The following is a 6,248-nucleotide window of genomic DNA, read 5'->3' as shown; positions in this document are numbered from 1 at the left end:
ATTTTCATTGCTATAGTAGACAGATTTTCCCTGATATATACCTAGGACAATGAAACTCTTTACTTTTCAAAATTTCCTTTCTAAATTATAAGTTTTATACAGTCCATTTATGATTTTTCCTCTTTGGAATACTTTATTATAAAAGAACATAAAATATATAGTCATAAATAAAACTGAAACAACTCCCCATGAAATATTGCCATATGTGATAAAGAGGTATGCAAAGAATATTATAATTAGTGGTAATATGATAAGAGATAAATAGGTAAAAAAGACATTCTTTCGCTCTCTTAACACGAAGTCTCTCATTGCTTTTTCCTCTAATTGAAGTTTTTCAACTTTCCTCTCACGATGGTACGTAACATAACAAACAACAAAGGCTATTATAAAGGAAATCAGGATGCCTATCATTAAAAATTGATATCTTCCCAGAATGGTTAAATAGTATTTGGAATTAACTTTTCCAATTATGACATAAATAATCATGACCATGCTACTGCCAGCAGTTTCCAAAAAAGAAGTCTTCTTTCTTACTATGTATAAACTAGAATCTTTTTTATCAAAATAAACTGGATTTTTATCAATTGTTCCTATAGGAACCATATTTTTTAAATATTTTTTCATATATCATTTTCCTTAGGGGAATATTTTTTGTCTAACATATGAACCACTTTAAATCTCTGTATTGGTTTCGTGTTTAATAACAATAGGGGGAACATAAAAAATAAAATGGCTAAAAACAAAAACAAAAAATTAGAAGTCAATAAATAAACTATAGAAAAAAGCACTGGAAGAAGGAATGCCAATAATATAATTAGATGGCTCTTAACTATATTTTTCTTCTCATTTTTAAGAAAAGTTATCATATCAACGTTTGAAAGCACAAAAGGACTAATAATTAATTCTTCATTCAAAGCTGGTCTGTAGAGGAGTTTTGAGACAATGATCATTAGAAAAAAACCAAAAATCAAGGGCCAAAAACCACTGAATACCTGAGCTTTTGTTACTTCTCTTACAAGAACATAAAGAATAAGTGCTGCTCCTGTCGAGAAAGCGACAGGAGACACTTTAAACTTTGTTTTAGAATGACCTAAGAACATCTTGTCTGTTTTCTTATCAAAAAAAACTGTTTCCCCTTCAAAATTACCAATTCCTACAAATTCAACGTCTTTTAATTTTATAATTTTATTTTCGTCCAAGAGAATCTCCTATTTTTCTTATCTGATGCATACTCAAACATTGCTTCCGTATCATCCAAGGTTAGAAATCTAAGCAATAAACGCTATGTCTCCACTATTGAATACTGGCTAGTTTTAAAGAGATTGATTCCATACGTTTCTACCATTCAAAAGTATTTTCTATCAGTCTAGCATAAAAAAGAAGTTACAACAAGTTTTCCTTGCTTTTTAAAGCGGTTTCATATAGAATAAAATCATCACCTTATTTTTTATAGATAATGTGATAAATCATTTACAACCCGTCAATAGAAAGGGAATTTTTCTCTATGTTAATCGGAATTCCAAAAGAAATTAAGAATAATGAAAACCGTGTTGCCCTAACACCTGCTGGTGTCCACAGCTTAGTTGGTCGTGGTCATTGCGTCCTTATTGAAACAAATGCTGGTCTGGGTTCAGGCTTTACTGATGCTGACTATCAAAAGCAAGGAGCTGAAATTGTCGCTACTGCTGGTGAAGCCTGGGCAGCTGAGTTGGTTGTGAAAGTAAAAGAACCACTAGCTTCTGAATATGGTCACTTACGTGACGACCTGCTTCTCTTCACCTACTTGCACATGGCCGCTGCTCCAGAATTAGCAGATGCTATGTTGGAAGCAAAAACGACAAGTATCGCTTATGAAACTGTCCATGATTCCCAAGGTCAATTACCACTCCTCGTTCCTATGAGTGAGGTTGCAGGCCGTATGGCAGTCCAAATCGGTGCTCACTTCCTAACCAAACAAGCAGGAGGTTCTGGCGTCCTACTGGGTGGTGTACCGGGTGTACCTAAAGGAAAAGTAACCATCATCGGTGGTGGTGTCGTAGGGACCCATGCTGCCCGCATCGCTTTAGGATTGGGAGCGCAAGTGACAATCCTTGATATCAGTGCTAAACGTCTTTCAATCCTCGAAGATGTCTTTGGTCATCAAATTCAAACTCTCATGTCCAATTCATTTAACATTGAAGCCAGTGTGAGAGATGCGGATGTTGTTATTGGAGCGGTTCTCATCCCAGGTGCCAAAGCACCAAAATTGGTGACAGATGAGATGGTCAAACAAATGCGTCCAGGATCAGTCATCGTTGACGTTGCTGTTGACCAAGGTGGCGTTATCGAAACAGCTGACCGTGTGACAACACACGATAATCCTGTATATGAAAAACACGGTGTACTCCACTATGCCGTTGCCAATATCCCTGGTGCGGTTGCCCGTACTTCAACCATCGCCCTAACCAATGTCACTCTTCCTTATATCGAAGCTTTGGCTGGTAAAGGTTTTATACAAGCAATCTCTGAAGATAAGGGCTTGCGTCAAGGTGTGACCACTTATCAAGGTTACTTAACTAGCCTACCAGTTGCTCAAGGACTCGATAAAAGACATACTCCAATTGATGAACTAGTCTAAAAAATCTAATTATCAGATAAAAGAAAGAGCAATTCCACCTGAACTGCTCTTTTTTGCTATTCTGTTTCTTCTTGGACTTCTTCACGCTCTTCATTTTTAATTGGAGCTGGTTCATAAGCTCGGATAATCTGAGCGACAACTGGATGGCGAACCACATCCTTGGCTGAAAAATGAACAAAGTCAATTTGGTGAATGTTCTTGAGTTTCTCTTGGGCATCAATCAAACCTGACTTGACGTTACGCGGAAGGTCAGTCTGACTGATATCTCCATTGACAATCATCTTAGAATTAAAACCTAAACGCGTCAAAAACATCTTCATCTGCATGATGGTCGTATTTTGCGCCTCATCTAGAATGACAAAGGCATCATCCAAGGTCCGTCCACGCATGTAGGCAAGGGGAGCAATCTCGATAATTTCACGCTCCATAAGACGAGTCGTTTGGTCTTTTCCCAGAATCTGATACAAGGCATCATAAACAGGTCGAAGGTAAGGATCTACCTTCTCTTTAAGATCACCCGGAAGAAAACCTAGACTCTCGCCAGCTTCCACTGCCGGGCGTGTCAGGATAATTCGTTTGACTTGCCCACGTTTAAGGGCAGTCACTGCCAAGGTCACTGCAAGGAAGGTCTTCCCTGTCCCTGCTGGCCCAATTCCAAAGGTCACATCGTGCTGTTTGACACTATTCACATAAAGCTTTTGACCTAGAGTTTTGACACGAATAGGCTTCCCTGTATTATCCTTGATGATTTCTTCTTCGTAAAGGGCGACAAACTTGTCGATTTCATCGTTTTTGACCATGCTAATCGCAGTTACCACATCTGGCGTGCCAACGGTCATCCCACGATTCACCAAGACCATCAAAGCCTGAATAACCTGACGGGCTTCCTCACAGGCAGTCTCTTCTCCCAAAACCTGGACAATCTCCGTACGGGCATGAATCACCACATTAAGCTCTTCTTCCATCAAACGAAGATGGCGCTCATTGGAACCAAAAAGATGAAACAGGTCATCTGGATGACTCAGTTGAATGTCTATTGAATGTTCCTTCAAATAAAGAACCTCTCTAATCCTTTTATTTCTTTTTATTATAGCAAAGGGGTGGAGAAATTACTAGCCCAAACCCAGTGAATCATGCTAGTGTTCTAAGTATTCTTGCCAGATAGCGTCAAAGTCTCCTAGGTTGAAAGAGAAACTGGCATGTTCTTCCAAAAAGCGACTCACCTCATCAAAATCATCTGTGTGTTTTGGGAAGGCTGACTCTTCAAAAGCGAGGTCTGCCAAGATTGCTTTGGGACTGTTACTTTTAGGATTTCGCTCGGTCATGAGCCAAGTGTAAAATGATTTTCTCATAAGTCACCCTAGATCAACTCTGTCCCAAACTGGTCTTGCTTGATTTTGCCAGCCTTCATCAAGCCACCGAGTGCTTTCTTGAACTGACCTTTAGAAATGCCAAAGGTTGCCTTGATATCCTCAGGAGATGACTTATCATTTAAGGTCATGAAACCGCCATTGCTTTCCAAGTAAGTCAAAATCATCTGGGCATCATTTTCCAACATTTCAAAAGAACGTGGTTTGAGGGAGAGGTTCAACGTGCGGTCCACTTCACGGAAACCAATAACGCGCGCATCTAGAACTTGCCCCAAACGTGGCTCTGCGTAACGCTCGCTAGGATGGATAAAGCCAAGCATGTTATTTTCTGGCAGATAGACAAAAGTTCCTGATAGCTTGAGGCGGTAAACAATGGCTGGCCAGTTTTGGTTCTGCATGTTGTTGTAGGCAGGACGAGCCAGACGTTGGAAGTCTTCTTGATAAGCCAAGAGTCCCCAGATACGGTCTTTCTTGTCCACTTCAAGACGGATGTAGAGTTGATCGCCCTTCTTAGGCCAGAGTTCCTTGAGCTCAGGGAGAATATCGAGTGACACTACGATTTCCTTATCAGGAAGGCCTGTATCCACAAAGACACCCAAGTCTTTACGAACTTCCGTTACAGTTCCCCAACCAAATTGGTCCTGAGTGGCAGTCACTTCTAAGGTTGTCAGGCGGAGTTTTTGCTTCATATCTGTATAGGCGAAACCTTTGACCGTATCCCCTACTGTATGTTGACCTTCTTCCTTAGCAAGAGAATAGGTTTGACCATCCTTTTGCACAAAGTAAAAACGGTCATTTTCATCGATGATGAGTCCAACGATAAAACTTGCAAGATTTGTATTCATATTTCCTTCTTTCGAATAAAACTCAGCCAGCAATGCCAACTGAGTTTTTCTGTTTATTTTTAGACTTCCAAAAGTTCTTTCTCTTTGTTGGCAGTCATGTCGTCGATGTGTTTAACAGCATCGTCTGTTACTTTTTGAATGTCTTTTTCAAGAGTCTTCAATTCGTCTTCAGTGATTTCTTTTGCTTTTTCTTGTTTCTTAGCTTCATCCATAGCGTCACGACGGATATTGCGGACAGCCACTTTAGCATTTTCGCCGACCTTCTTCACTTCCTTAGCAAGGTCACGACGAGTTTCTTCTGTAAGAGCAGGAATAACCAAACGAATAACAGAACCGTCGTTAGCTGGTGTGATACCAAGATCAGAAGCGTTCAAAGCACGTTCGATGTCTTTCAATGAAGATTTGTCAAATGGTGTTACCAACAAAACACGTGCTTCTGGAATGGTAATTGAAGCGATTTGGTTAAGAGGAGTTTCTACTCCATAGTACTCTACATGTACACGGTCCAGCAAGCTTGCATTGGCACGACCGGCACGGATAGCACCAAATTCACGAGCAAGTGAGTGGTGAGATTGGGTCATTCTCTCTTTAGCTTTTTCAATAATTGCGTTAGCCATAATCTTTCTTATTCCTTTTCTTAGATATTATTTGAAACTGTTGTTCCGATATTTTCGCCAAATACGACACGTTTGATGTTACCTGGTTGGTTCATGTTGAAGACAACCAAGTCAATGTCGTTGTCCATTGAGAGGGTTGAAGCTGTTGAGTCCATAATACGAAGACCTTTATTGATAACGTCACGGTGGGTCAATTCTTCAAACTTAACGGCTGTCTTGTCTTTCTTAGGATCGGCATTGTAAACACCGTCGACACCATTTTTAGCCATAAGGATGGCATCTGCTTCGATTTCAGCTGCACGAAGAGCCGCTGTTGTATCTGTTGAGAAGTATGGTGAACCAATTCCAGCACCAAAGATAACGATACGGCCTTTTTCAAGGTGACGAAGGGCACGTCCACGTACGTAAGGCTCTGCCACTTGTTGCATAGCAATCGCTGTTTGCACACGTGTGTCAACCTCAACTTGTTGCAATGAATCTGCCATCACAAGAGCATTCATAACAGTCCCAAGCATCCCTGTGTAATCTGCCTGAACGCGGTCCATTCCTGCTTCAGCAGCAGGTTCTCCACGCCAGAGATTTCCTCCACCAATAACAAGGGCAATTTCGATACCTAAGCTATGAACTTCTTGAATCTCTTTTGCGATTGTTTGAACTGTTTGGATATCAATCCCTACGCCACGTTCACCGGCAAGGGCTTCACCTGATAACTTGATTAAAATACGTTTATACTTGGGATTCGCCATTTTCACTCTCCTTCTTTTATCCTACCTATTTTATCACAATTTCTAAGATTTTT

The 6,248-nt window shown here is 40.3% G+C and carries 8 protein-coding genes; 1 reads left to right on the top strand and 7 read right to left on the bottom strand.

Features of this window, described 5'->3' with window-relative positions; genetic code table 11:
* Positions 1-66: 66 nt before the first annotated feature.
* Complete coding sequence (locus tag CBI42_RS08870; RefSeq protein ID WP_094753808.1) at positions 67-624, bottom strand: hypothetical protein; 558 nt, start codon at positions 622-624, stop codon at positions 67-69.
* Positions 621-1,199, bottom strand: a complete 579-nt coding sequence (locus tag CBI42_RS08865) for a hypothetical protein (protein ID WP_094753807.1) — start codon at positions 1,197-1,199, stop codon at positions 621-623. Before CBI42_RS08865 ends, CBI42_RS08870 begins: the two co-directional genes overlap by 4 nt.
* Positions 1,200-1,504: 305 nt before the next feature.
* Here CBI42_RS08865 and ald point away from each other — a divergent pair, with 305 nt between their 5' ends.
* Positions 1,505-2,617 (top strand): alanine dehydrogenase, encoded by a 1,113-nt coding sequence (ald, locus tag CBI42_RS08860; protein ID WP_094753806.1) that lies wholly within the window; start codon positions 1,505-1,507, stop codon positions 2,615-2,617.
* 56 nt (positions 2,618-2,673) lie between these two features.
* On the opposite strand, the gene CBI42_RS08855 is transcribed toward ald, so the two are convergent.
* The 5 genes from CBI42_RS08855 to pyrH all read right to left on the bottom strand — a co-directional run bounded on the left by CBI42_RS08855 (position 2,674) and on the right by pyrH (position 6,195).
* A complete protein-coding gene (locus CBI42_RS08855) occupies positions 2,674-3,669 on the bottom strand; it encodes a PhoH family protein (protein ID WP_094753805.1) in 996 nt (331 codons plus the stop codon).
* Positions 3,670-3,753: 84 nt separating this feature from the next.
* Complete coding sequence (locus CBI42_RS08850) at positions 3,754-3,969, bottom strand: YozE family protein (protein WP_001232084.1); 216 nt, start codon at positions 3,967-3,969, stop codon at positions 3,754-3,756.
* A gap of 8 nt (positions 3,970-3,977) precedes the next feature.
* Positions 3,978-4,832, bottom strand: a complete 855-nt coding sequence (gene cvfB, locus CBI42_RS08845) for an RNA-binding virulence regulatory protein CvfB (protein WP_094753804.1) — start codon at positions 4,830-4,832, stop codon at positions 3,978-3,980.
* A gap of 59 nt (positions 4,833-4,891) precedes the next feature.
* Positions 4,892-5,449: a ribosome recycling factor gene (gene frr / locus CBI42_RS08840; RefSeq protein WP_001262220.1), complete on the bottom strand. Its 558-nt coding sequence runs from the start codon at positions 5,447-5,449 to the stop codon at positions 4,892-4,894.
* Between the two features lie 20 nt (positions 5,450-5,469).
* The gene (gene pyrH / locus CBI42_RS08835) at positions 5,470-6,195 is read right to left on the bottom strand and encodes a UMP kinase (protein WP_094753803.1); all 726 of its coding nucleotides are present in this window, start codon (positions 6,193-6,195) and stop codon (positions 5,470-5,472) included.
* Positions 6,196-6,248 lie beyond the last annotated feature (53 nt).

This window comes from Streptococcus sp. KR, from assembly GCF_002238115.1.
Classification (GTDB): Bacteria; Bacillota; Bacilli; order Lactobacillales; family Streptococcaceae; genus Streptococcus.
This window is presented reverse-complemented; position numbering and strand designations above follow the sequence as displayed.